At 64.7% G+C, this 21,449-nt stretch carries 24 protein-coding genes; 8 read left to right on the forward strand and 16 right to left on the reverse strand.

Going from position 1 to position 21,449, the window contains the following annotated elements:
- Positions 1–21: 21 nt before the first annotated feature.
- Both ACSBOB_RS13735 and ACSBOB_RS13740 read right to left on the reverse strand, forming a co-directional pair.
- Positions 22–624 (reverse strand): YceI family protein, encoded by a 603-nt coding sequence (locus ACSBOB_RS13735; RefSeq protein WP_442582945.1) that lies wholly within the window; start codon positions 622–624, stop codon positions 22–24.
- Positions 617–1,219: a cytochrome b gene (locus tag ACSBOB_RS13740; RefSeq protein ID WP_442582946.1), complete on the reverse strand. Its 603-nt coding sequence runs from the start codon at positions 1,217–1,219 to the stop codon at positions 617–619. The genes ACSBOB_RS13735 and ACSBOB_RS13740 overlap by 8 nt, the downstream gene beginning before the upstream one ends.
- A 250-nt stretch (positions 1,220–1,469) precedes the next feature.
- Here ACSBOB_RS13740 and ACSBOB_RS13745 point away from each other — a divergent pair, with 250 nt between their 5' ends.
- Complete coding sequence (locus tag ACSBOB_RS13745; RefSeq protein WP_442582947.1) at positions 1,470–2,087, forward strand: LysE family translocator; 618 nt, start codon at positions 1,470–1,472, stop codon at positions 2,085–2,087.
- A gap of 8 nt (positions 2,088–2,095) precedes the next feature.
- Here ACSBOB_RS13745 and ACSBOB_RS13750 read toward each other — a convergent pair whose 3' ends face one another.
- Entirely contained in the window at positions 2,096–2,383 is a 288-nt protein-coding gene (locus tag ACSBOB_RS13750) for a DUF3303 domain-containing protein (RefSeq protein WP_442582948.1), read from the reverse strand.
- Between the two features lie 148 nt (positions 2,384–2,531).
- Between ACSBOB_RS13750 and cysK the strand changes: the two genes are divergently transcribed.
- Together cysK and ACSBOB_RS13760 are read left to right on the forward strand one after the other, a co-directional pair.
- The gene (gene cysK, locus ACSBOB_RS13755) at positions 2,532–3,512 is read left to right on the forward strand and encodes a cysteine synthase A (RefSeq protein WP_442582949.1); all 981 of its coding nucleotides are present in this window, start codon (positions 2,532–2,534) and stop codon (positions 3,510–3,512) included.
- A gap of 71 nt (positions 3,513–3,583) precedes the next feature.
- Positions 3,584–4,201 (forward strand): glutathione S-transferase family protein, encoded by a 618-nt coding sequence (locus ACSBOB_RS13760; RefSeq protein ID WP_442582950.1) that lies wholly within the window; start codon positions 3,584–3,586, stop codon positions 4,199–4,201.
- A gap of 52 nt (positions 4,202–4,253) precedes the next feature.
- Here ACSBOB_RS13760 and ACSBOB_RS13765 read toward each other — a convergent pair whose 3' ends face one another.
- The 3 genes from ACSBOB_RS13765 to ACSBOB_RS13775 all read right to left on the reverse strand — a co-directional run bounded on the left by ACSBOB_RS13765 (position 4,254) and on the right by ACSBOB_RS13775 (position 6,462).
- Positions 4,254–5,519, reverse strand: a complete 1,266-nt coding sequence (locus ACSBOB_RS13765; protein WP_442582951.1) for an RNA polymerase sigma factor — start codon at positions 5,517–5,519, stop codon at positions 4,254–4,256.
- The gene (locus tag ACSBOB_RS13770) at positions 5,516–5,872 is read right to left on the reverse strand and encodes a YciI family protein (protein ID WP_442582952.1); all 357 of its coding nucleotides are present in this window, start codon (positions 5,870–5,872) and stop codon (positions 5,516–5,518) included. Before ACSBOB_RS13770 ends, ACSBOB_RS13765 begins: the two co-directional genes overlap by 4 nt.
- Before the next feature lie 431 nt (positions 5,873–6,303).
- Complete coding sequence (locus tag ACSBOB_RS13775) at positions 6,304–6,462, reverse strand: hypothetical protein (protein ID WP_442582953.1); 159 nt, start codon at positions 6,460–6,462, stop codon at positions 6,304–6,306.
- A 417-nt stretch (positions 6,463–6,879) separates the two neighbouring features.
- Here ACSBOB_RS13775 and ACSBOB_RS13780 point away from each other — a divergent pair, with 417 nt between their 5' ends.
- Positions 6,880–8,049 (forward strand): ISAs1 family transposase, encoded by a 1,170-nt coding sequence (locus ACSBOB_RS13780; RefSeq protein WP_442581241.1) that lies wholly within the window; start codon positions 6,880–6,882, stop codon positions 8,047–8,049.
- 94 nt (positions 8,050–8,143) lie between these two features.
- On the forward strand, positions 8,144–8,650 hold the full coding sequence (locus tag ACSBOB_RS13785; RefSeq protein WP_442582954.1) for a YciE/YciF ferroxidase family protein: 507 nt from the start codon (positions 8,144–8,146) through the stop codon (positions 8,648–8,650).
- A 107-nt stretch (positions 8,651–8,757) separates the two neighbouring features.
- Here ACSBOB_RS13785 and ACSBOB_RS13790 read toward each other — a convergent pair whose 3' ends face one another.
- Positions 8,758–9,438 carry an ArsR/SmtB family transcription factor gene (locus tag ACSBOB_RS13790; RefSeq protein WP_442582955.1) on the reverse strand — a complete coding sequence of 227 codons (681 nt, stop codon included), beginning with the start codon at positions 9,436–9,438 and terminating at the stop codon, positions 8,758–8,760.
- A 536-nt stretch (positions 9,439–9,974) separates the two neighbouring features.
- Between ACSBOB_RS13790 and ACSBOB_RS13795 the strand changes: the two genes are divergently transcribed.
- The gene (locus ACSBOB_RS13795; RefSeq protein WP_442582956.1) at positions 9,975–11,006 is read left to right on the forward strand and encodes a peptidoglycan recognition protein family protein; all 1,032 of its coding nucleotides are present in this window, start codon (positions 9,975–9,977) and stop codon (positions 11,004–11,006) included.
- A 22-nt stretch (positions 11,007–11,028) separates the two neighbouring features.
- Here ACSBOB_RS13795 and mbfA read toward each other — a convergent pair whose 3' ends face one another.
- The gene (gene mbfA / locus ACSBOB_RS13800; RefSeq protein ID WP_442582957.1) at positions 11,029–12,012 is read right to left on the reverse strand and encodes an iron exporter MbfA; all 984 of its coding nucleotides are present in this window, start codon (positions 12,010–12,012) and stop codon (positions 11,029–11,031) included.
- A 143-nt stretch (positions 12,013–12,155) separates the two neighbouring features.
- On the opposite strand from mbfA, the gene ACSBOB_RS13805 reads away from it, so the two are divergent.
- The gene (locus ACSBOB_RS13805) at positions 12,156–12,470 is read left to right on the forward strand and encodes a hypothetical protein (protein WP_442582958.1); all 315 of its coding nucleotides are present in this window, start codon (positions 12,156–12,158) and stop codon (positions 12,468–12,470) included.
- A 97-nt stretch (positions 12,471–12,567) separates the two neighbouring features.
- Here the strand turns inward: ACSBOB_RS13805 and ACSBOB_RS13810 are convergent, their stop codons facing one another.
- From ACSBOB_RS13810 to uxaC, 8 genes are all read right to left on the reverse strand, one after another.
- The gene (locus ACSBOB_RS13810) at positions 12,568–12,903 is read right to left on the reverse strand and encodes a cupin domain-containing protein (protein ID WP_442582959.1); all 336 of its coding nucleotides are present in this window, start codon (positions 12,901–12,903) and stop codon (positions 12,568–12,570) included.
- A 13-nt stretch (positions 12,904–12,916) separates the two neighbouring features.
- Entirely contained in the window at positions 12,917–13,675 is a 759-nt protein-coding gene (kduD, locus tag ACSBOB_RS13815; RefSeq protein ID WP_442582960.1) for a 2-dehydro-3-deoxy-D-gluconate 5-dehydrogenase KduD, read from the reverse strand.
- Positions 13,672–14,514, reverse strand: a complete 843-nt coding sequence (gene kduI, locus ACSBOB_RS13820) for a 5-dehydro-4-deoxy-D-glucuronate isomerase (protein WP_442582961.1) — start codon at positions 14,512–14,514, stop codon at positions 13,672–13,674. Before kduI ends, kduD begins: the two co-directional genes overlap by 4 nt.
- Before the next feature lie 27 nt (positions 14,515–14,541).
- Positions 14,542–15,309, reverse strand: a complete 768-nt coding sequence (locus ACSBOB_RS13825; protein ID WP_442582962.1) for a FadR/GntR family transcriptional regulator — start codon at positions 15,307–15,309, stop codon at positions 14,542–14,544.
- Positions 15,310–15,315: 6 nt separating this feature from the next.
- On the reverse strand, positions 15,316–16,596 hold the full coding sequence (locus ACSBOB_RS13830; protein WP_442582963.1) for a TRAP transporter large permease: 1,281 nt from the start codon (positions 16,594–16,596) through the stop codon (positions 15,316–15,318).
- Between the two features lie 5 nt (positions 16,597–16,601).
- Entirely contained in the window at positions 16,602–17,162 is a 561-nt protein-coding gene (locus ACSBOB_RS13835; RefSeq protein ID WP_442582964.1) for a TRAP transporter small permease, read from the reverse strand.
- Between the two features lie 173 nt (positions 17,163–17,335).
- On the reverse strand, positions 17,336–18,313 hold the full coding sequence (locus ACSBOB_RS13840; RefSeq protein ID WP_442582965.1) for a TRAP transporter substrate-binding protein: 978 nt from the start codon (positions 18,311–18,313) through the stop codon (positions 17,336–17,338).
- Between the two features lie 33 nt (positions 18,314–18,346).
- Entirely contained in the window at positions 18,347–19,756 is a 1,410-nt protein-coding gene (gene uxaC / locus ACSBOB_RS13845; RefSeq protein ID WP_442582966.1) for a glucuronate isomerase, read from the reverse strand.
- Positions 19,757–19,978: 222 nt separating this feature from the next.
- Between uxaC and ACSBOB_RS13850 the strand changes: the two genes are divergently transcribed.
- Positions 19,979–21,448 (forward strand): mannitol dehydrogenase family protein, encoded by a 1,470-nt coding sequence (locus ACSBOB_RS13850; protein ID WP_442582967.1) that lies wholly within the window; start codon positions 19,979–19,981, stop codon positions 21,446–21,448.
- Position 21,449: the final 1 nt, after the last annotated feature.

Below are 21,449 nucleotides of genomic sequence, written 5' to 3' on the forward strand. Positions count from 1 at the left end.
GAGGCGGCTCCCGGTCTCTCGCTACTTCCGCGTGCCGTTCAGCGTCATGTCGAACTGCACGAGATTCGAATAGATCGGCGTGCCGACATCCATGCCGTAGGGCGAGCGGTAGATCGAGCCGGTGACGCGGAAGGAGATCGCCTTGCCGTTGCGTTTTCCCACCGTCGCCTCGAATTGAGCCTTTCGTGATTTGCCGCGCGCCGTCAGCACGCCGTCGATGCGCGCCTCGTCGTCGCTGATCCTGGTCACCGAGGTCGAGCGGAAGGTGATCTGGGGATGGTTCGCCACGTCGAATACCGCGTCGGAGCGCAGGAAATCCGTGATGCGCGCCTGCTTGGCCTGCACGCTTTTGGAGAACAGCGTGATCGAGACGTTCGACTTCGAGACGTTGTTGCCGTCGATCTTGAAGGAGCCGCTGTAGGAACCGAAGCTGCCGTCGATGCCGCCGCCGCCGACCTGGTCGACCTTGAAGTTGATCGAGGAGGAGGAATCGATCCGATAGTTGCCGGCGGCTTCCGAGAGCGCGTCGGCGGAGGCGGGCGCCGCAGGCAGGAGCAGGCTGGCGGCGAGGGCCCATGCCGCAAATTGGCCGGCGCGGGCCGGTGAGGGGACGAGGTCAGACATCGTGGTGGGTCTCCAGGGTGACGCGGTGCGTCGCCTGCCGTGCCGCCCGGCCGGGCAGCATGCGGACAAGCACGTCGTCGCGCAAAAGGAAGTGATGGCGGAGCGCCGCGGCCGCGTGGCCGAGGGCGAGCAGGCCGGCGCCGTAGGCCAGAAATTCATGCGCCTCGCCCCAAAACGCCTCGGCCTCGTCGGACGGCGTCAGCGGCAGATGGGGGACGACGACCAGGTTGAAGGCGAAGCTCGGTATGCCCAGCGTCGAGGTGGAAGCCAGCGCCCAGCCGGCCAGCGGGACCACGATGGTGGCTGCAAGCAGTGCCCATTGCACGGTCTCGGCGGCGACATGCTCGACGCCGGACAAGGCGGCCGACGGCCGTGGACGCCCGGCGGCAAGCCGCCAAACCAGGCGCAGCAGCGCCAGTGCCAGGATCAGGAAGCCGAAGGATTTGTGCCACAGGATCAGCTCGAATTGCAGCGCCATGCTTTTGACCTGCTCCATCGAGAAGCCGAAAGCGATCTGGCCGAGGAAAAGCAAGGCGATCGTCCAGTGCAGGACGATGGCGACGATGCCGTAGGTGTGTCGGCGATGACGCGGCATGGTCTTTCGGGTGCTGGCTGCGATCTGGCTCACCCGAGACTAACGCACCATGGCCCAAGCGTCTTCCGACGGATTGCTATCTTGCGGTCACGAGATCGGGAACTGTGGCCCGGACGGGCTTCGCGGCGAGGACGTCCTGCCAAGACGCGGCAAGGTTCGAGAGCCTCTGGCCCGGAGCGAAGAGGAGGCTGCGCCATTTCCGTCGAAGTGGTTTTGTGGCAATGGCTGCCTCCCTTTTTGGAGACCTAGAATGACGCTTGCCGGTTTCATCGCCTATAGCGGCGCGCTGGCGCTGGCCGCCGCCATTCCCGGCCCGGGCGTCACGGCGCTGGTGGCGCGCGCGCTGGGCTCGGGGTTCCGCTCGTCGCTGTTCATGTCGCTCGGGCTGATCGTCGGCGACCTGACCTATCTGACCGCCGTCGTGCTCGGTCTCGCGCTCGTGGCGCAGACCTTCGGCATGGTGTTTCTGATCGTCAAATGGTTCGGCGTCGCCTATCTCGCGTATCTCGCCTGGAGCTTCTGGAGCAGCGGCATCACGCCGGAAAGCGTTGAAGCGCGAAAAGGCAAGGGCGGGCTGGTCTCCAGCTTCGTCGCCGGGCTGACGGTGACGCTGGGCAACCCGAAGACCATGATCTTCTACCTGGCGCTGGTGCCCACGCTGGTCGATCTCCAGACCATCACGCTTCGCGACTACGGCGTGCTGGCGGCGCTCACCGTCGTGGTGCTGCTGATCGTGCTCCTGCCCTATCTGGCGCTGGCCGCCAAGGCGCGCTGGTTCCTGAAGACGCCGCGCGCGCTGAAGGCGCTGAACCGCACAGCCGCGGCCTTCATGGCGGGTGCGGCGCTGGCGATTGCGTCGCGGCAGTAGGCGGGGATTCAGGCGGGCGGCGGCGCTGCGTCCATGTAGGCGGTAACCAGCGCGCGAGTCTCGGCGCTGGGCACCACGGGCACGATCTCCATCGTCACGCCGGTGCCGCGCCAGTGAAGAATCCAATCCTGGAAAAGTTTCGCATCGGTGCAGCGCATGAGCTGGAAGCAGCGGCCGAAATTGGCCTCGACCCAGCTGTCGACGAACTCCAGCCCATCGGGAAGGCTGCGCCCGCTCTTGCGGAAGCGGTCGTAGACCGGAACCATGTCGTTGTTTTCGAAGCGTTCGATGACCATGAAAAGCATTTGTTCCCGCTTTCGCCACTCTCGCCAAACAGCTTTGCGTTGAAGCCGCCAAAGCCGGTCTAATGTTCCGGTTCCGGGTCTCGGCACCTGTGTCAATCTCGGCTATCTTGCCCGCCAAAATCAATCGAGGAGCGAAACGATGAACAAGCCGGTCAGCACCACGCACGTCCCCGGACGCGGGCGCGTCTACAATTCGATCACCGAGACGATCGGCGACACGCCGCTGGTCAGGCTCGACAAGTTCGCCAAGGAGAAGGGCATCGTCGCCAACCTGTTGGCAAAACTCGAATTCTTCAATCCGATTGCCAGCGTCAAGGACCGCATCGGCGTTGCCATGATCGAGGCGCTTGAGGCGCAGGGGCGCATCACACCCGGGAAGACGACGCTGATCGAGCCGACGTCGGGCAATACCGGCATCGCGCTGGCCTTCGCGGCGGCGGCGAAAGGCTACAAGCTCATCCTCACCATGCCCGAGACAATGTCGTTGGAGCGCCGGAAAATGCTGGCGCTGCTCGGTGCCGAGCTGGTGCTGACCGAGGGCGCCAAGGGCATGAAGGGGGCAATCGCCAAGGCGGACGAACTCGCCGCCACGCTGCCCGACGCGGTGATCCCGCAGCAGTTCGAGAACCCGGCCAATCCGGAAATCCATCGCCAGACGACGGCGGAGGAAATCTGGAACGACACACAGGGCGGCATCGACATCTTTGTCGCCGGCATCGGCACGGGTGGCACGATCACCGGTGTCGGCCAGGTGATCAAGCAGCGCAAACCGTCGTTGCATGTGGTGGCGGTCGAGCCGGAGGCCTCGCCGGTGCTGTCAGGCGGCCAGCCGGGTCCGCACAAGATCCAGGGCATTGGCGCCGGTTTCGCGCCGAAAATTCTCGATACGACAATCTATGACGAGATCGTCAAAGTCTCAAACGAGGATTCGATCGCCAATGCAAGGCTGGTGGCGCGGCTAGAGGGCGTGCCGGTCGGCATTTCGTCCGGCGCGGCTTTGCAGGCCGCCATCGTCGTCGGTTCGCGGCCGGAAAACGCCGGCAAGAACCTCGTGGTGATCATCCCGTCGTTTGCCGAGCGCTATCTCTCGACGGTGCTTTTCGAAGGACTGGGCGGATAGATTCGGCCAAGCCGGCCAATTGACCCCGGGCAGTCGTTAGGGCTTGTTGGGACAACTCTTGGGAGGGGTCCATGTACAAGCTCTACAGCCGGGCAGGGTCCGGCGGTTTTGTTGCCGAGGCTGCGCTGAGGATGGCCGGCGCGCCCTATGAAATCGTCCCTATCGACAAGGCGTCGCCGCCGTCGGGCTTTGAAAAGCTGAGTCCGCTGCGGCAGGTGCCTGCGCTGACGCTGCCGGACGGGCGCACCATCACCGAATCGGCTGCGATCTGCCTGCTGCTGCAGGAAACGTTTCCCGCCGCCGGTATCGGCCCGGAGGCGGGTTCGCACGACCGGCCGGAGTTCCTGCGCTGGTTGGCGTTCCTGTCGTCGATGCTCTATCCGACGATGATGCGCTACTTCTTCTGCGAGCGCTCGACCACCGACCCGGACGGGCTGGAGCCGGTGAAGCAGGCGGCGATCGTCGAGTTCGACCGGGGTTTTTCGATCGTCGACCATGCGCTGACCGGACGCGACTGGCTTGTCGGCGGGCAAAGATCGATCGCCGACATCTACCTGCTGATGCTGGCCTATTGGCATCCGGTGGCGGACAAGCCGCGCGACGAGTGGACCAACATCGTGCGGGTCTGCGAGGCGCTCAAACGCGATCCGCTGGTGGCGAAGCTCAACGAGGCCCACCGCTTCTGGTAAGCGATGCGAGGTCGGATGCCGAGGGCACCGCCAGGACCTCCTGCGCCGTCCCTCAATTCAGCAACGAGGCCGGCAGCGTGTCCATCCTGCCTTGCAGGAACTGTCGCAGGGCCGGATCGCTCTCCAGCGCGATCGCCCGGCGATAGGCTTCGCGGGCGCTGTCGTTGTGGTCGAGCCGGGCGAGCACCATGCCGCGTGCCGCCCAGTAGGGCTGGTATTCGGCAAGGCGCCGGTCGGCGGAAAGCCGTTCGAGGATGGCGAGGGCTGCCCTGGCATGACCGGCTTCCGCCAGTGCCACGGCGCGGTTGACCTCGACGACCGGCGAATAGGACAGGCGACCGAGCACAAGATAGAGGTCGGCAATGGCCGGCCAGTCGGTGCGGCCGGTGTGCCGGCGCGCGCAATGGGCGGATTGAAGCGCGGCCTCGATCTGGTAGCGGCCGGGACGCGCCATGGTGCCGGCGCGCGACAGCAGCCGTTCGGCCTCGTCGATGGCGGCGTCGTCCCAGAGGACAGTATCCTGCCCGGCGAGTGGCACGAAATCGCCGTTTGCGTCGCGGCGGGCCTCGCGTCTGGCTTCCGCGTAGAGCATGAGCGCCAGCAGGCCCAAAGCCTCCGGTTCGTCGGGCATCAGCGAGGCGACCAAACGGCCCAGCCAGATCGCCTCGCCGGCAAGATCGCGCCGCCGCGCCTCGGTGCCGGCCGGGTCCGACCAGCCTTCGGTGAAGGCGGCGTAGATCGCCTCCAGCACGGCGTCGAGGCGCTCCGGCAGATCGGAGCGCTCAGGCAGGCGGAACGGGATGCCGGTCTGCCGGATGCGCGTTTTGGCGCGTACAAGCCGCTGCCCCATGGTGGCCGGCGCGACAAGGAAGGCGGCGGCGATGGTGGCGGCGTCGAAGCCGAGCACTGTCTGCAGGATCAAGGGCGCACGGATATCCGGATTGATCGCCGGATGCGCGCAGGCGAACATCAGCGCCAGCCGCTTGTCGGGTATGTCTTCGCCGCCGGCTTCCAGTTCCATCGCCTCGCTCTCCTCGCCGATCAGCAGAAGGTGGTCCTGCGCGTCGATGCTGGCGCGCTGGCGGCGCCGGCGGTCGATGGCGCGCCGCCGTGCGACGGTCAGCAGCCAGGCCTCCGGTTTCTCCGGCACGCCGTTCGCCGGCCACTGCTCCAGCGCGGTTGCGAAGGCGTCGGCCAGCGCGTCCTCTGCCGCCGCTACGTCGCGGCTGCGGGCCGCCAGCACAGCGAGCAGCCGGCCGTAGCTCCGGCGGGCGGCGGTTTCCGCCGCCGCCCGCGCATCCCTCGGCTTGGCGGTCATGCCACCTGCATTTCCCAGACGGGCCGAACCTCGATCGTGCCGTTCCTGGCGCCGGGGCAGCGCGCCGCCCAGGCGATGGCCGCGTCGAGGTCCGCCGCCTCGATCTTGTAATAGCCGGCGAGTTGCTCCTTGGTGTCGGCATAAGGGCCGTCGAGCACCTGGGGCTTGTCGTCGCGCACCCGGACCGTCGTCGAGGCGTTGGTCGGGCGGAGCCGGTCGCCGCCGAGCCAGACGCCGGCCTGTTTCATGGCTTCGGTATAGGTGGCGTAGGCCGGCATCATGGTCTTGATCTGCTCCGGCGGGATCTTTGCCGCCTCGGTCTCGTCGCCATAGATCATCAGCAGATATTGCATGGGAATTCTCCTTGTTCGCGGGCCGCGTATGTCGCGTACCGAACCTATGTCGCGCGGTGGTCCGCCATTTCGACAGGCATCGCGAAATTTTTCGCGGCGATCGGCGTTTGATGGTTCGGAGAAGGCGTGGACAACAGACTTTGCCGCGCTCCACTGACGCCTGGCCGGCAAAGGCGTCGCAATCGTGGATGTCGGTTAGGACGAACGGCGACCTTACGAGGTGGAGAGGGGATGATCGGCTTTCCGCTGGCGAAGCCGGTGACGCAAATTCTGGTCGAAAGGATTGCGAGATGCCGGGCCGAGGGAAGTCGCTGGAGGACGGCAAGCCAAGGCGGCGAAGCCGGAGAAGAGGCTGGCTACCCATTTGGCCGGCGGCCTTGGAGCGCCGCCAACAAGTCTAGGGGTTGTGCGTCAGCCTGAGAAGCCGGATCTCAGTGGAACGAAGCGCGGGCTTCCAGCGGCAGCGTGCCGCGGCGGCGCGCGCAGGCCGGTCCCGGTCCGCGCATATAGTGGCGCTCCGGCCGGTAGGTCGGCGCGATGAATTCGCGTATGGCGAATGCGTAGGTCGAGAGGCTCGCCCAGAAGGTCATTTTCTTAAATCCCTGTCCCTCGGATGTCCCGTCCGATTGGGGAGACATCTTAGCCGGCACTTCTGAATCCTCCGTGAACGACATGTTAATCTCGTGCCGAAAACGCGTTGCATCGTGGCGAAAAAGCGGTTTTGACGCGGTATTTTGACGTCTTGTGACTGGTTTCGCCCGAGTGTGACTTTCGCACCACGATGGTTTCGTCGCGATGCCGCGCTCGCGGGCCTGTGTTTCCACCTAGGTTACGAAAGCCTGCCGGCGGCTGCAAAGAAATCGGGAAGTGGCAGGAACCGCCTTACATCCGGTACGTTGCCTGACAAGCCGGGCGAACCGGCTCCAGGGCTTGGAACTCGGGTTAACGCGCTTTCTCTGTTGCGGAATGACTGATTCCATGGGTGCTTCCTTGATTCGGAGCATCGCATGTCCGTCGCGATCCTTGAGGGTTTCGAAAAATCCCGCCTGAAGTCGCTTCTTGATCATTTTGGCGACATTGAAGACCCGCGCGAGCCATGGCGCGTGGCTCACCCGCTGCCAGAGGTCCTATTTCTTGTGGTCTGCGGCACCATCTGCGACTGCGAGGACTACGATCTGATCGCCGACTGGGGTGCGGCGCATCTGGATTTCCTGCGTCGCTACCTGCCCTATCATCACGGCGTGCCGGGTGGCCGCTGGCTGACCATCCTCATGAACCGTATCGATCCGGCCCTGTTCTCGGAATGCTTCACGGCATGGGTGCGCGAGACCTGGCCCGACAAGCCCGACTTCATCGCCATCGACGGCAAGACCTCGCGCCGCAGCCACGACCGCAGCATCGGCCGCGCGCCGCTGCATCTGGTCTCCGCCTTCGCCACCACGCAGCGCCTGGTGCTCGGCCAGGAGGCGGTCTGCGACAAGTCGAACGAAACCACCGCCATTCCGGTGCTTCTGGAGCGGTTGGCAGCAAATGACGGCCTCAAAGGCGCGCTGGTGTCGATCGATGCCATCGCCACCAATGCCACCATCGCCACGGCGGTCCGCGATGCCGGGGCCGACTATCTGCTCGCCGTCAAGGCCAACCAGCCAACGCTGCGCCGCGACATCGAACGCTATTTCAACGACGCGCCCGATGAAACGCTCGACAACTCCCACGACCTCGACAAAGGCCACGGCCGCATCGAGGAACGCTCCGTCACCGTCTCACGCGAGACCGATTGGCTTTCCGGAGACAGACGCTTCCCCGGCGAACTGCGCCTGCCAGGCGCGACGACCATCATTCGTGTCAGTTCGCGCGCCGAACTCAAGGACAGGTGCCGCTTCGAGACCCGTTACTATATCTCTTCGGCCACGCTCTCCGCCGAGCGGGCCGCGCACGCCGTGCGTGGCCACTGGTTGGTGGAGAACGCCCTGCACTGGACCCTCGACGTCGTCTTCAAGGACGACCAGTCGAGGTTGCGCAAGGGCCATGGCGCACACAACATGGCCATTGTCCGTCACTTCGCCATCAACCTCGTCAGAGCCATGAAGGACAACAGAGCCATCAAGCGCCGCCGCAAGGTCGCGGGATGGGACGCAGACTACCTCGCCTCTATCCTCGGCCACCTAACCCGTTAACCCGGATTCGAAGCCCTGAACCGGCGAGGCCAGGTGCGGCGAGGGCACCTCCCTGACCGCTTCCCGACAATCCTGAACAGAAGGAAGAGAGGCCATGGGCTTTTTCTCGAAAGACATCAAAACACTGGACGACCTGTTCGTGCACACGCTGCGCGACATCTATTATGCCGAGAAGCAGATCCAGAAGGCCTTGCCGAAGATGATAGACAAGGCGACCAATCCACAGCTCAAGGCCGGCTTCGAGAAACATCTGAAGGAAACGCAAGGTCATATCGTCCGCGTCGAGGAGGTGTTCGAACTGCACGGGGTGAAGGCCAAGCAGGTCAAATGCCCGGCGATCGACGGCATCCTCGAGGAGGCCGACGAACTGGCTGGCGACGTGGCGGACAAGAAGGTGCTGGACGCGGCCCTCATCGCCGCGGCGCAGGCGGTCGAGCATTATGAGATCACGCGCTACGGCACGCTGATCGCATGGGCCAAGGAACTCGGCCGTTCAGACTGCGCCGCCGTGCTGAGCAAGAACCTGAAGGAAGAGGAAGCGACAGACAGGAAACTCACGCAGATGGCCGAAAGCAGCGTGAACCTGCAGGCCGCGGAATAGATGGCAGATGCCGGGCACAGTTTACTTTTTCGGCCCGCGCGGCTTCTGCACTGCTGCGGCCCTTCTGCTGAAAGAAAGTAAACTGTCCCCTGCTTTACCCGCATTTTCTACGAAAGAAACGCCTTATCGAACGCAAGCTGTCCGGGCGGGGTGAAGCGCACCGCCCGGCTTTGTGGGTCGCGGCGTGCCCACTTCTCAGCGAGGATGCGCTCGAGGATCGCGGCGCCCAGCGCGCCTGCCAGATGCGAACGGCGTACGCTCCAGTCGAGGCAGGCGCGGCAGACCGGCCGCCGCTTGCCGGGCAGGGCGGAGAGGTCGATGCCTGCGCCGGCGAAGAAGACCGGCCCGGCCTTACCCATCGCGATCTCCTCGCCATCGCGGCCGAGAATTTCGCGTGCAAAAAAGCCGTCGAGCATGGCCACCGCCTGGCCGCCGGCGAGGTGGTCATAACAGACGCGCGCCTCCCGCATCGAGGCGTCGCGCGGGCCGGGGCGGGCGCGTTTCGGTCCGACCCCCTCCGCGACCCCCATGATCGCCTCCAGCATTGCGGCGACATGCGGCCCGGCAAGCCGGAAATAGCGGTGCCGGCCCTGGCTGGACTGCGACAGCAGTCCGCCTTCGCCGAGCTTCGCCAGATGCGAGCTCGCGGTCGGCAGGCCGACGCCGGCCTCCAGCGCCAGTTCGCTGGCGGTCAATGCCGCGCCGCCCATCAGCGCCGTGAGCATGTTGGCACGGGCGGGGTCGCCGACCAGGCTGGCGATACGGGCGATGTCGGGTCCTTCACGCATGGTTCGATACTAGTCGAAGTATTGTTGCTCGGCAATCGGTAGTCTGCTCGCATGGGACTTGGGAAACGACGATGCCGACATGCCCTGACATCTTCATGCGCTCCCGCCTTTCCAACTGACGCTGCGCAACGCCTTGTTCCCGTTTGCCCGATGGCATCAACGCCGGAGCCGGCGGCACGACCTTGCCGAACCCGGCGGCATGGACATCGGCGTCAGCTGATGTGACGGTCGTGACATCGACCTTCCGCTGTGGCGCTGCGGCCGGTGACCTGCATTACGACCGGATAGCGGCTTGCGACGTCGGATGCTTCGATGCCGGCCGAAGCGTGGCCGCGTAACCTGACGCCTCGAAATTCGATACGAAAGGTCCTCCCGCCCGTCGTGGAACCGAAACGAAAAGCTGTGACGTTGACGCCGCGGAAAGCGGGCTGCGACAGCCCCGATCTCCGGTCGACAGGCGTGCGTTTCGACAGAACCGGGCGCGCGGCACTTGCGTATCAAGTCGGGCTGCTGCTGCCCACATCAGGAGACATTGCATGGCGAATTTCGTGGCGTTGCTTCGTGGCGAGCCCGACCCGGACCTCGACGCGCTGGAGTACGTCTATTACGCGACGGGCGGCGTGGCCCGCATCGGCCTGTGGGGCTATTACGACATCTGGGCCAAGCGCGACTGCACGGTGAAGGTGATTTCCGGCCCGGGCAACGTCAAGGTGGGCGGCAAGCAGGGATCGAAGACGATGATCTTCGATTGCACGGGCCTCAGCGAAGCCAGCGTGCTGCAGGGCTTCAGCGGCGACGCGCCGTTCACCGGCGAGATCCGGTGCAAGCACGGCGCCGGAGCCTCGCTCGCGGACGACAACGAGGCGCGCATGAAGAGCGGCGATCCAAAGGAAACGCCGACCAACCTGCCGGTGAAGCTCGTGCCGCTCAAATCCGGCTTCGGCAACTACAAGCAGTTCCCCTACATGGTCAGCGTCAACGGCCTGGCGGTGCATATCACGGCGGGCGGGGGCGCAGCGGATTCGCAGGCCAATAATTTCCAGACGCGCGGCGTGTCGACGCATTTCGTCATCGACCGCGATGGCAACATCGCCCAGTACGTGGCTGCATCCTACCAGTCGCAGGCGCAGGGGCCGGGCAATCCAAACTTCCTCAGCGTCGAAATGGTGGGCCGGCAGGATCTGAAGAAGATCCAGTTCACGCAGGCAATGACCGGACGGCAGATCGACACGCTGTCGCTGCTTTATTATTGGGTCTATTCGACCTTCCCGGCGCCCAAGTGGCAGCTCGCCACCATGTTCACCGGAACGAAGTCGGGCGGCATCCTCGGCTTCGGCATAGACGGGTTGTACAAGACGATCGCCGAGGAGTTCGCCACCCGCTACAAGACCGGCGGAACGGCCGACACGATCCACGCCTGCATCAACTCGACCGGCCTGTCCTGCCACTGGTGGCTGGACACATTCCTCAAGTCATGCCCGGGCATTCCGATGTTCACGCAGTTGCCGCGCGTGCTGGGCTTCGATTCCTACGACCTCGCCAGCCTGGAAAAATACCAGATGGCGTGAGAGGCGGTTGCATTGGCGGCACTCAGGCGCTGCCGATCAGAACGCCGACGCCGAACACCAGCGCCCCGCCGAGAACCACCTGGAACGCCGCGCGAAGAAAGGGCGTTTCCATGAAGCGGTTCTGGATGAAGGCGATCGCCCAAAGCTCGACGAAGACCACGGCGGCGGCCACGGTTGTTGCCGTCCAGAAATCGGGGATCAGATAGGGCAGGGCGTGGCCAAGCCCGCCGATCGCCGTCATGATGCCGGACGACAGGCCGCGCGCCAGCGGCGAGCCGCGCCCGGACAGTTTTCCATCGTCATGCGCCGCCTCGGTGAAACCCATCGAGATGCCCGCGCCGACCGAGGCTGAAAGGCCGACCAGAAACGTCTGCCAGGTGTCACCGGTGGCGAAGGCGGCGGCGAAGATCGGCGCCAGGGTCGATACCGAACCGTCCATCAGCCCGGCAAGGCCCGGCTGGACATAGGTCAGGATGAATTTTCGCCGCTCGTCCGCCTGCTCCTGTTTCTTCACGGTGTCGGGCAGGTGGGCGCCGCCGAGGCGGCGGGCGAGCGATTCGTGACCCTTCTCCGCCGCGGCCAGGTCGCCCAGCAGCTTTCGCGTGCCGGCGTCCTCGCTGCGTTTCGCCGCTTCCTCGTAGAAGCGTTGCGCCGCATGTTCCATGCGCTCGGCCTGCACGCGCACCTTTTCCAATCCGAGCGGGCGGACCAGCCAGTCCGGCTTGCGCTCGTAGTAGCCGCTGACATGTTCGCGGCGGATCAGCGGGATACGCTCGCCGAAACGCCGGCGGTGCAGGTCGATCAGCACGGCGCGGTGGTGGTCCTCTTCGTCGGCCATGTCGTCGAAGACGGCGGCCGAATGCGGATAGGCGTCGCGCAACCCGTCTGCGTAGTCCCGGTAGATGCGGGCGTCGTCCTCCTCCGACGAGATGGCGAGCGCCAGCACCTCCTGCTCGCTCAACGACGCGAAAGGCCGGCGACCGATGCCGAAAACGCGGGAAAGCATGCAAAAGCACTCCATTTTAGAATTATTCTAAACTATGAGCGATTGCATTTCCGATCAAGAATTTTCCCGGGCAGGGTTACTCGCCCTTCTTATAGGCGAATTATAGCCTATATGAATTTCGCGTTCCCGCCCGAGGATGTTCCATGACAGCCCAGCCGTCCTTCGATCCCAAACCCGTTCTCGACCTGATCGCCTCCATCGAGGCCGACCTTCAGCGCTTGAGGACGATGCTGGAGGTCCCGCCCGAAGAGTTCGATCCGGCCAATCCGCACAACAAAACGGCGGAAGGCAAGCTGACGCCGGAGGGTGTCGCCTGCTGCTACCGCATGTTCGACGAAGGCCAGAGCCGCTATTCGGTGGCCCGCGCCATGAAAATCTCGTTCGCCGCGGCGACGCACCGGTTCAAGGCGTGGCGCGAGGCGGGCGGCACCAAACGCAGCATGTCGCTGATGGGGTGAGGAGCGATCGGCCGAAGGCCGAGAAAAAGCCAACGATTTGGCTTTTTCAGCGCCGAATGCCCGGAGCGGAAGCGGAGGGCGGGAGCGATTCGGCTGACTAGAGAAAATCCGCCCGGCGCGGCGTGAAGGAATCGATCAGCCGTCCGGCTTCCAGCGCCTTTACGCCGTGCACGACATTGGACGGCGCGATGAAGCTGCCGCCGGCCGAAAGCGTCTCGGTCTTGCCGTCAACCGTCACCTCGAAGCGGCCTTCGGCCACATAGCTCGCCTGCACATGCGGGTGGGAGTGCAGCACGCCGACGCCACCCTTCTCGAAGGCGAACTCGACCATCATCAGTTCGTCGGTATGGAGGACGACGCGGCGACGGTTGCCGTCGGGCGTCGCCGTCCATTCGCCGTCGGTGCGGTGCGCGAAAAGTCTTGTGTCGGTCATCTGAAAAACATCCTCATCTCGCCAGCCAGCCGCCATCCACCGGGATTGTCGTGCCGTGCATGTATTTGGAGGCGGGCGCCAGCAGGAACACCGTCGCGTCGCCGATGTCGCCAGGCTCCGCCCAGCGGCCGGCCGGAATGCGGGCGAGGATCGCGGCGGTGCGGTCGGGATCGTTGCGCAGCGCCTCGGTGTTGTTGGTGACGACGTAGCCGGGGGCGATGGCATTGACGTTGATGCCCTTTGCCGCCCACTCGCAGGCGAGCAGCTTTGTCAGCCCGGCGACGCCATGCTTCGACGCCGTGTAGGAGGCGACGCGGATGCCGCCCTGGAAGGACAGGACCGAGGCGATGTTGACGATGCTGCCCTTGCGGCCTTCGCCGATGACATGCCGGCCGAAGGCCTGGCAGAGCAGGAAGGTCGTCTTCAGATTGACGTCCATCACCTCGTCCCAGTTGGCGACGGAGAAGTCGACCGCGTCGGCGCGGCGGATGATGCCGGCATTGTTGACCAGCCCGTCGACGGGACCTTGTTCCTTCCAGATACTGCCGAACATCGCCTGAACAGCGGCGGTGTCGCCGAGATCGCAATGGACGGCGTGGAAGGAGCCGCCCTCGGCTTTCACCAATGCCGCCGTCTCGTCCATGGACGACCGGCCGACGCCGACCACCGCGCCGCCGGCGCGGGCCACCGAGACGCAGATGCCCTGGCCGATGCCGGTGTTGGCGCCGGTCACCATGATGCGCCTGCCGGCGAGGCTGAATGCGGCGTTCATCGCATCGATCCCAACGGGACCGGATCGACATCAGTGTAGTCGACATTGTCGCCGGCCATGGCCCAGATAAAGGCGTAATTGGCGGTGCCGCAGCCCGAATGGATCGACCAGACCGGCGAAAGAACGGCCTCCTCGTTCGCGATAACGATGTGCCGTGTCTCCGCCGGCGCGCCCATGAAATGGAAGACACGCGCCGTGTCGGCGAGATCGAAATAGAGATACGCCTCCATGCGCCGGTCGTGGATATGGGCAGGCATGGTGTTCCAGACCGAGCCTTTCGCGAGTTGGGTCATGCCGACGACGATCTGGCATGTCTCGATGGTCGTCGTGAACTGGAAGATGGAGCGCTCGTTCGAGGTCTCCTGGCTGCCCAGATCGAGCCGCTTGGCGTTGGCGATGGTCAGCAATTTTGTCGGATAGGTTTTGTGGGCTGGGGCGGAGAGCAGGTAGAATTTTACGGGCTGTGCTAGGTCGTTGGAAGCGAAGGAAACCTGTTCGCCCATGCCGACATAGATCATGTCGCGCGTGCCGAGATCGTAAGTTCCACCGCTCGTGATTGCCTTGCCCGGCCCGCCGATATTGACCGCGACGAGTTCGCGGCGTTCGAGGAAGCTCTTCGTGCCGGTCGGCTTGATCGCGTCGAGGGAGAGCGGTGTGGCGGCGGGCATCGCGCCGCCGACAACCATGCGGTCGTAATGCGTGTAGGTGAGGTTGATGCGGCCCGGCTCGAACAGTCCGCCGACGTGGAAGTTGGCGCGCAGTTCCTCGGTGCCCATGTGGGCGGCGGCCGCCGGGTCGATGGCATGGCGTGTGGAGTAGCTGATGTGACTGTCGGTCATGCCTGTTCCTAAGTGTTCGCGTCCCCGTCAGGGCGTTGTTCGGCCAAAACTATAATCGGCCTGCTGGTCGCTCAGCCGGGCGCGGTAGCGCTGCTGGCTGGCGGAAAGATGCATGCGCATGGTGGTGCGGGCGGCGTCGGGATCGCCGGACGAAATCGCCCGCAGGATGGCGAGGTGCTCCTGCTGAAGCCCTTCCTGATACTCGCGCGTCAGCACCGAATCCGTGCCCCAGGGCGAGGTGACGTCGCAAGGGATGGCGCGGGTGCCGAGCGCCTCGAGCACATCGACGTAAAAGGGGTTGTTGGTGGCGGCGGCGATGGCGCGATGGAAGGCGAAATCGGATTTTCCCGTCGCTTCGCCGACGCCAATCAGCCGGTCGAACTCGAAAAACGCTTCCTGGATTTCGGCCAGTTGCGCGCCGTTGCGGCGGATCGAGGCAAGGGCCGCGCTCTCGATCTCGATGCCGAGCCGCACTTCCAATACGTTCAAGGCGTGGGAGATCTTGTTGCCGATCTCCAGGTTGAGTGAACTGAAAGCCTGCGTCGGCCGCTCGAGCACAAAGACGCCGGCCCCTTGCCGCGGTTCGACCAGGCCATCGGCGGCAAGCGTGGCAATCGCCTCGCGAATCACCGTGCGGCTGACGCCGAAGGCTTCGGTCATCTGCGTCTCGGTCGGCAGTTTTTGCCCGACCGGGAACTCGCCTGATAGCACCTGCGCGCGTAGCGCCGCGACGACCCGTTCGGAGAGTTTTGGTCTCCGCTCGATGCGCATGTCTGCTGTGAAGTCGGTGGCCATATATGTCTACCTGAACACGCTGGGCAGCCAGAGCGACAGCGCGGGGATGTAGGTGACGAGGCCGAGCACGACGAGGCCGGCGGCATAGAACGGCCAGATCGAGCGCATCGCCTCCCACACGCTGATCTTGCCGACCGCGCAGCACACGAACTGGACGGCGCCCACCGGCGGCGTGTTCAGACCGATGCCGAAATTGAGGATCATGATGACGCCGAAATGCACCGGGTCGACGCCGTAGGCCTGCGCCACGGGCAGGAAGATCGGCGTGCAGATGATGATCGTCGGTCCCATGTCCATGAAGGTACCGAGGAACAGCATCAAGAGGTTGAGCAGCATGAGCACGACCAGCGGATTTTCCGAGACCGCGTTCATCGAGGCGATCAGCGCCGCCGGCACTTTCAGGAAGGCCATCAGCCACGAAAAGGCGGCCGCCATGCCGATGATCAGCAGCACCATCGCGGTGGTGCGCACCGCGCCCTGGGTGGCGTGGACAAAACCTTCCCACGTCATCTGGCGATAGACTAGGATGGTGACCAGCAGGGCGTAGATGACGGCGATGCAGGAGCTTTCGGTGGCGGTGAAGATGCCGGAGCGCACGCCGCCGAAGATGATGGCGATGAGGAGCAGGCCGGGAATGGCGACGGCGCCCAGATGCAGCACCGCCGCAAAGCCCGGGAACCGTTCCGTCGGGTAACCCCGGCTGCGGGCGACGAAATAGGCGGTGACCATCAACGACAGGGCAAGCAGCAGGCCGGGGATGATGCCGGCGGTGAACAGATCGGCGATGGAAATCTTGCCGCCGGCCGAGATAGAATAGATGATCATGTTGTGCGACGGCGGCAGCAGCAGCGCGATCAGCGCCGCCATGGACGTGACATTCACAGCATAATCAGCGCCGTAGCCGCGAGCCTTCATCTGCGGAATCATCAACCCGCCGACCGCGGCCGCCTCGGCGACGGCCGAGCCGGAAATGCCGCCGAACAGCGTGGCGGTAACGACATTGACCTGCCCCAGTCCGCCGCGCAGATGCCCCACCAACGACGCGGCGAAGGCCACGATCTTCTGCGCGATGCCCCCCCGCACCATCAGATCGCCGGCATAGATGAAGAATGGGATAGCGAGCAGCGAGAAGACGCTCATGCCCGAGTTCAACCGCTGGAAGACGATCAGCGGCGGAAGGCCCATATATATCACGGTGGCGAAGCTGGCGACGCCGAGGCAGAACGCGATCGGCGTGCCGATCAGCATCAGCAGCGTGAAGACGCCGAAGAGTATCCAGAGCTCCATGGCGTTCAGACCTTCAAATTGGCGGTGTCGATTTCGGCGGCGACTTCGGCCGGCGGCGCCTCGTCGAGGGCGTCGTCGATTGGTACGCCCGACAGGCGAAGCACGATGCGCTCCAGCGTGAACAGCACGACCAGCACGCCGCCGCCGACCAGCGGCACGTAATCCCAGCCGCCGGAAATGCCGAGCGACGGCAAGGTCGTGCTCCAGGTCAGCATGATCAGTTGCGTCCCGTACCAGACCATGCCGATTCCGAAGGCAAAGGCGACTACGTCCGAGATCATCCGCAGCCACTTCTTGCCGCCCTTGGGCAGCACGTAGAGCAGCACGTCGAAGCCGAGATGGTAGTTCTCGCGTACGCCGATCGCGGCGCCGAGGAAGATGAACCAGCTCATCAGCATGACGGCGCCGGGCTCGGTCCAGCTCGGCGAATCGTTGAGCACGTAACGGCAAAACACCTGCCACGCGACCATGACGGTCATCACGACGAGGCCGATGCCGGCAAGCCACAGGGACAAGGTGCTCAGCTTCGAGAAGAAGCGGCCCATTCTTTCCGAACCGGCGGACATCGTTGTGCTCGCATCCTCTGAATGGTTGGGTGCCGCCCCTCACCTGCCTTCCGGCATCCTCTCCCCGTGAAGAACGGGGAGAGGAGGGCAGTTCCTACGCTGACGAACCCCTCTCCCCGTTCTTTACAGGGAGGGGTAAGGGTGAGGGGCGGCGTGAACGTCGCCCCGGAAAATCACTGCACAGCTTGCACGTCCGCGACCATCTTCTTCAGCACGTCGTCGGTTACGTGCTTCTCGTAGACGGGTTTCATGGCGTCGATGAAACCTTGCTTTTCCGGCGTGGTGATCTGCGCGCCGGCGGCTTCGACCTTCTTGCGCGACTCGCCGACCTTGGCGGCCCACAACTCGCGCTGCTTGCCGACGCTGTCCTTGGCGGCCTGCTTGAAGATGGCCTGGTCTTCCGGCGTCAGCTTGTCGAAGGCGGCCTTGTTCATCACGAACACTTCCGGAAGGATGGTGTGCTCGTCGAGCGAATAGTTCTTTGCTACCTCGAAGTGCTTTGCGGTGTCGTAGCTCGGGAAATTGTTCTCGGCGCCGTCGATGACGCCGGTCTCGATCGCCGAGTAGACTTCGCCATAAGGCATCGGCGTGGCGTTGGCGCCGAGTGCGGCGACCATGTCGACGAAAATATCCGACTGGATGACGCGGAATTTCAGCCCCTTCATATCGGCGACCGAGTTGATCGGCTTGGTCTTGTTGTAGAAGGAGCGCGCGCCGGCGTCATAGAAGGCCAACACCACCAGGCCGGCCGGCTCGAACGCCGCCTTGATCTGGTCGCCGACCGCCCCGTCCATCACCTTGTGCATGTGGTCTTCCGAGCGGAAGATGTAGGGCAGGGCGGGAACGATGGTTTCCTTCACCGTGCCGTTGAACGGCGCCATGGAGACGCGGTTGAGCTCGATCACGCCCGAGCGCACCTGCTCGATCGTGTCCTTTTCCTCGCCGAGCTGCGCTGAGTGATAGACCTCCACCGCATAGCGGCCGCCGGTGCGTTCCTTCACAAGGTCGCCGAAATATTTGACGCCCTCGACGGTTGGATAGCCGTCCGGATGCGTGTCGGACGATTTCAGCACCGTCTGGGCGCCTGCCGCGCCGACCATCAGCGACGACACGATTGCGGCGGTGGCCGCCAGTCTCGAAAAATGCAGCATGTTCTCCTCCCTTTGTTTGGTCTTATCGACCCTTCACAGCCGATACGCCTTTTTCGCCAGCGTATGGGCAAGCTCCGTCGCCAGTTCGTAGGCTTCCTCCTCGCGCAGCCGATGTTCGGCCACCAAGCGCGCCAGGAAGGCGCAGTCGACGCGGCGCGCTATGTCGTGCCGCGCGGGAATGGACGGGAAGGCGCGGGTGTCGTCGTTGAAGCCGACAGTGTTGTAGAAGCCGGCCGTTTCCGTCGTCATTTCGCGGAAGCGGCGCATGCCCTCGGGGCTGTCATGGAACCACCAGGCAGGCCCCAGCCGCAGCGCCGGGTAGACGCCGGCCAGCGGCGCCAGCTCACGCGCATAGCTGGTCTCGTCCAGCGTGAAGACGATGACGGTGAGGTTGGGCTCCAGCCCGACGGCGTCGAGCAGCGGCCGGAGTGCCGCGACATAGTCGGTGTGGGTCGGGATATCGAAACCCTTGTCGCGGCCAAAACGCGCCATGATGGCGGCGGAATGATTGCGGGACGACCCGGGGTGGATCTGCATGACCAGACCGTCGTCCAGGCTCATCTTCGCCATCTCGGTCAGCATCTGGGCGCGGAACAGCCGGCGCTCGCGCTCGTCGGTCGAGCCGCGCCGGATGCGGTTGAACAGTTCCTCCGCCGCGGCATCCGACAGGTTCGCCGTCTCGGCCGAAGCATGGCCGTGGTCGGTCGACGTCGCGCCGTAGGTCTTGAAGAAAGCGCGGCGGGTACGGTGGGCGTCGAGGTACCCCCTCCATGTGCCGGTGTCGGTGCCGGTCAGGCCGGCCAGCCGGTCGAGATTGTCCGAAAACCCCTCGAAATCCGGGTCGATGACTGAATCCGGCCGGTAGGCGGTGACGACCCGGCCGTTCCAGCCGCTGTCGCGGATGATCTGGTGCCAGCGCAGATCGTCCAGCGCGCCCTCGGTGGTGGCGATCGCCTCGATGTTGAAGCGCTCGAACAGGGCGCGGGGGCGATAGGCGTCCTGCGCCAGCTTCTCGGCGATGGCGTCGTAGCTGGTATCGGCGGTGGCCGCGGTCAGCGGCGCATCGACGCCGAACAGATGGGAAAGGACATAGTCCATCCACAGCCGCGTCGGTGTACCCCGGAAGAGATAGTAATGCTCGGCAAACAGGCGCCAGATCTTCCGTCCGTCGGTTTCGGCCGGCGTGTCATCCAGGCGGGAAACGCCAAGGCTTTCCAGGCGCACGCCTTGGCTGAACAACATGCGGAAGATGTAATGGTCGGGAACGATCAGCAACTGCGCCGGATCTGGAAACGGCTCGTTCAGCGCATACCAGCGCGGATCGGTGTGGCCGTGCGGGCTGATGATGGGGAGATCCTTGACCGTCGCATAGAGACCGCGCGCCAGCGAGCGCATGCCGGGATCCGGCGGAAACAGCAGATCGGAATCGATCAGGGCGCTCATGTCGGGATCGGGCCGCTCCTCCTTCGGCACGACCATCGCTAGGGCTGTGAATAGATAATGTCAACATACAAAAATCATAAGGTCATATGATGACTTTTGTTGCGCGAGGCGTGGGCGGCGTGCCATAAGCCCGGCGGAGGGCGATCCGGTTTGCTTTCCGGAGCGTCGGCCGCGGAGCGGTTCTCGGGGCAGCTTTGCCGGCGAATCGTGTGGAGGACAGCGATGGAACAACGGGGAAGGCTCGGCAACGCCGTGTTGGCAGGCATTCGGGCCGCCGCGACGCCGGCCTACGACCGCTCGGCGGTCGCTGAAGGCATCGTGCATCTCGGCGTCGGCGCCTTCCACCGCGCGCATCAGGCGGTCTATGTCGATGATTGCCTGGCGGCGGGCGAGCGCGATTGGGGCATCGCCGGCGTCTCGCTGCGCAGTTCCGACACACGCGACGCACTGGCGCCCCAGGACGGACTCTACACGATCGCCGTTCGCGATGGTTCCGAAGACGCGCTGCGCGTCATCGGTTCGCTGAAGTCGCTGCTGGTCGCGCCGGAAGATCCGGAAGCGGTTCTTGCGCGGCTGGCCGATCCGCAGACCCGCATCGTCACGCTGACGGTCACCGAAAAGGCCTATATGCGCGGGGCCGGCGGCGGGCTGGACACCGGGCATGCGGACATCGCCTGGGACATCGCCAATCTGGGCAGACCGCGCACGGTATTCGGTTTTCTCGCCGGCGCGCTGGCGCGCCGGCGCGATGCCGGCATCCCGCCCTTCACAGTGCTCTGTTGCGACAATCTTCCGGCCAATGGCGAGACAGTGCGGAAACTGCTGTTGCAATTCGCCGGCCTGTCTGGCGGCGATCTGGCCGCTTTCATCGAGAACGAGGTCGCGTTCCCGTCGACCATGGTCGACCGCATCGTGCCGTCGACGACCGACGCCGACCGACAGAAAATCTCCGAAGCGCTGGGCGTCGAGGATGCCTGGCCGGTGATGACCGAACCCTTCATGCAATGGGTGGTCGAGGAGAATTTCCCGTCCGGCCGCCCGCCCTGGGAAAAATTCGGCGTCACCATGGTGAAGGACGTCCGGCCGTTCGAGGACATGAAGCTCCGTCTGCTCAACGGCTCGCATTCCGGCATGGCTTATCTCGGCCTCCTGCTTGGTCATCCGACCGTGGCGGATGCGTTCGGCGATCCGCGCATCCGTGGCTTCGTCGACCGTTACTGGGCCGAAGTCATCCCCACCTTGCCCAAGGACAGCGGGCTCGACACGTCAGCCTACACCGCCGCGCTGGCCGAGCGATTCTCCAATCCTGCGCTGCGCCATCGGACCAGCCAGATCGGAACCGACGGCAGCCAAAAACTGCCGCAGCGGGTCGTCGCGCCGGCGCGCATGCGGCTGGAGGACGGTCAGCCGGTCACTCAGTTGATGCTGGTCGCGGCCGCCTGGATCGCCGCCTGCCGGGAGCGCGGAAAATCCATGCCGGCCGGCCATTTTACCGATCCGCTCGATGCGAAGCTCGCCGAAATCTTCGCCGCCACGGACGAGCCGTCGCAACTCGTCCATGCGGTCTTCGCCGCCGCCGGGTTTTCGGGCGGGGGCGGCGATGCCATGGAGGCGGCCGCCACGCGGCATCTTGCGGCGATTTTTGAGAAGGGCGCGGCGGAGGCCATCGCCGAGGCGCAGGGGAGGGCGTGAC

It is taken from the genome of Mesorhizobium sp. KACC 23794 (genome assembly GCF_052180275.1).
Lineage (GTDB): Bacteria > Pseudomonadota > Alphaproteobacteria > Rhizobiales > Rhizobiaceae > Kumtagia.

What these genes read in the sequence shown, in the direction of transcription:
- ACSBOB_RS13735 (WP_442582945.1), bottom strand. Translation starts at nt 624, where the DNA reads ATGTCTGACCTCGTCCCCTCACCGGCCCGCGCCGGCCAATTTGCGGCA.
- ACSBOB_RS13740 (WP_442582946.1), bottom strand. Translation starts at nt 1,219, where the DNA reads ATGCCGCGTCATCGCCGACACACCTACGGCATCGTCGCCATCGTCCTG.
- ACSBOB_RS13745 (WP_442582947.1), top strand. Translation starts at nt 1,470, where the DNA reads ATGACGCTTGCCGGTTTCATCGCCTATAGCGGCGCGCTGGCGCTGGCC.
- ACSBOB_RS13750 (WP_442582948.1), bottom strand. Translation starts at nt 2,383, where the DNA reads ATGGTCATCGAACGCTTCGAAAACAACGACATGGTTCCGGTCTACGAC.
- cysK (WP_442582949.1), top strand. Translation starts at nt 2,532, where the DNA reads ATGAACAAGCCGGTCAGCACCACGCACGTCCCCGGACGCGGGCGCGTC.
- ACSBOB_RS13760 (WP_442582950.1), top strand. Translation starts at nt 3,584, where the DNA reads ATGTACAAGCTCTACAGCCGGGCAGGGTCCGGCGGTTTTGTTGCCGAG.
- ACSBOB_RS13765 (WP_442582951.1), bottom strand. Translation starts at nt 5,519, where the DNA reads ATGACCGCCAAGCCGAGGGATGCGCGGGCGGCGGCGGAAACCGCCGCC.
- ACSBOB_RS13770 (WP_442582952.1), bottom strand. Translation starts at nt 5,872, where the DNA reads ATGCAATATCTGCTGATGATCTATGGCGACGAGACCGAGGCGGCAAAG.
- ACSBOB_RS13775 (WP_442582953.1), bottom strand. Translation starts at nt 6,462, where the DNA reads ATGACCTTCTGGGCGAGCCTCTCGACCTACGCATTCGCCATACGCGAA.
- ACSBOB_RS13780 (WP_442581241.1), top strand. Translation starts at nt 6,880, where the DNA reads ATGTCCGTCGCGATCCTTGAGGGTTTCGAAAAATCCCGCCTGAAGTCG.
- ACSBOB_RS13785 (WP_442582954.1), top strand. Translation starts at nt 8,144, where the DNA reads ATGGGCTTTTTCTCGAAAGACATCAAAACACTGGACGACCTGTTCGTG.
- ACSBOB_RS13790 (WP_442582955.1), bottom strand. Translation starts at nt 9,438, where the DNA reads ATGCGTGAAGGACCCGACATCGCCCGTATCGCCAGCCTGGTCGGCGAC.
- ACSBOB_RS13795 (WP_442582956.1), top strand. Translation starts at nt 9,975, where the DNA reads ATGGCGAATTTCGTGGCGTTGCTTCGTGGCGAGCCCGACCCGGACCTC.
- mbfA (WP_442582957.1), bottom strand. Translation starts at nt 12,012, where the DNA reads ATGCTTTCCCGCGTTTTCGGCATCGGTCGCCGGCCTTTCGCGTCGTTG.
- ACSBOB_RS13805 (WP_442582958.1), top strand. Translation starts at nt 12,156, where the DNA reads ATGACAGCCCAGCCGTCCTTCGATCCCAAACCCGTTCTCGACCTGATC.
- ACSBOB_RS13810 (WP_442582959.1), bottom strand. Translation starts at nt 12,903, where the DNA reads ATGACCGACACAAGACTTTTCGCGCACCGCACCGACGGCGAATGGACG.
- kduD (WP_442582960.1), bottom strand. Translation starts at nt 13,675, where the DNA reads ATGAACGCCGCATTCAGCCTCGCCGGCAGGCGCATCATGGTGACCGGC.
- kduI (WP_442582961.1), bottom strand. Translation starts at nt 14,514, where the DNA reads ATGACCGACAGTCACATCAGCTACTCCACACGCCATGCCATCGACCCG.
- ACSBOB_RS13825 (WP_442582962.1), bottom strand. Translation starts at nt 15,309, where the DNA reads ATGGCCACCGACTTCACAGCAGACATGCGCATCGAGCGGAGACCAAAA.
- ACSBOB_RS13830 (WP_442582963.1), bottom strand. Translation starts at nt 16,596, where the DNA reads ATGGAGCTCTGGATACTCTTCGGCGTCTTCACGCTGCTGATGCTGATC.
- ACSBOB_RS13835 (WP_442582964.1), bottom strand. Translation starts at nt 17,162, where the DNA reads ATGTCCGCCGGTTCGGAAAGAATGGGCCGCTTCTTCTCGAAGCTGAGC.
- ACSBOB_RS13840 (WP_442582965.1), bottom strand. Translation starts at nt 18,313, where the DNA reads ATGCTGCATTTTTCGAGACTGGCGGCCACCGCCGCAATCGTGTCGTCG.
- uxaC (WP_442582966.1), bottom strand. Translation starts at nt 19,756, where the DNA reads ATGAGCGCCCTGATCGATTCCGATCTGCTGTTTCCGCCGGATCCCGGC.
- ACSBOB_RS13850 (WP_442582967.1), top strand. Translation starts at nt 19,979, where the DNA reads ATGGAACAACGGGGAAGGCTCGGCAACGCCGTGTTGGCAGGCATTCGG.